We start from the raw sequence: 1369 nt of genomic DNA, 5'->3' as shown, positions 1-1369 counted from the left end.
TTATAGCAAGTAATCATTATACCTTAGAGAGTAATGCTAATTCAAATGTAGTTGATAGTTTGTCAAAATTAAGGAAGCAATCGTTTGAGGGGTATATAAAGGAATGGCTCAATACTACACCTTTTCACAACAATAATCAAACTACAAAATCTATCATTCAAAAAGCTCAAGATGTTTTAAACGCTTTGCAAAATTCAGGCGACACAACAAATATTGCTAGTATAACCCTAAAAAATCAAGCTGATAATAAACTTGAGACCATACCACAAGCCTTAACTTCTATTATTAGCGAAATAGAAAGTAACACTATTGGTAGTCCTAAAAATATATCAAACAATACTTCTTTAAGTGCTAGTGGTGGTGTTGAGGCTTTAATGCTCTTTCAAATGCTACAAGGCATAGCTGAGAATAGCCCTACAACTAATTATGCTTATGCAACATACTATACTTTTAACGCATTTATGAATAGTTACATGAATTTTTTTAATCATCAAGTTAATGGTAGCATTGTAGATTTTAACGAAAATACTTGTCCTGACCCAAGTGTTACAAGCACTTGTCATCTTCCCACTGCAACATTGCAAGCATTAATCCAAAAATTAGGCGACCCTGAACTTGAAAAAATTGAAAAGCAATTTGCTAATACAGATTATAATGATGTTGCTGGTTCTAATAACAACGGCATGTTTTTAAACACACAACCTTTTACAAATACTTTAAAAGAATTAGAAAGTAAAATTAATGCATTAGCTAATTCAAGCGAAAAAGAACAAGCGCTTGAAATCATCAATCAAGCGCTCATCAATAACACCCTCTTTAATGAATATATGAATACCAACAATGCAAAATTTGGTTTTTGGGTGTATCAAGTTGCAAATAATGGTGTTATTGGAGCTAATGTTGAGAGTAATAACAAAGTGCAACCATGGTATTATCCAAGTAGTAGTGGCGGTAATGACAACCAAACAAAGTATACAGACCCTAACCTAAGCACTACACAACAACTCTATACTGCTATTTTAGATTGGTGGGACAATGTAGGCAATGTAGCTAACGCTCTTAATTCTCATAATCCTAAAGAAATAGGCACAGCAATAGAAAAATTCACGCAATTTTATGATAAACAAGTAGAAAATAACCCTCACTACCAACAACTTGGCACGGGCTTTAATTTGCGAGACAAACTTAAGACTACGCTTAACAACATCAACGCATCTCTTCCCAAAGCCGACCAACAAGCCTTGCATTTTACTTTTATGGCTTTACCCCCTAAACTCAACACTTATAACGAATTACAATCTTCTAAACCCATAGCCTTAGCAAGTCTAAGCACCTTAGCTAGTATGTTTAATCAAATGAATTATTTAAG

The 1369-nt window shown here is 33.6% G+C and carries 1 pseudogene; it reads left to right on the top strand.

Annotated elements, in window-relative coordinates:
• Positions 1-59: 59 nt before the first annotated feature.
• Positions 60-1369, top strand: a pseudogene (locus C6H25_RS08305) (hypothetical protein); the annotation flags it as partial.

Source organism: Helicobacter cetorum (assembly GCF_900198405.1).
In the GTDB taxonomy this organism is placed as follows: domain Bacteria; phylum Campylobacterota; class Campylobacteria; order Campylobacterales; family Helicobacteraceae; genus Helicobacter; species Helicobacter cetorum_C.
The sequence above is the reverse complement of the archived record's forward strand: the minus strand, read 5'-3'. Positions and strand labels throughout refer to the sequence as shown.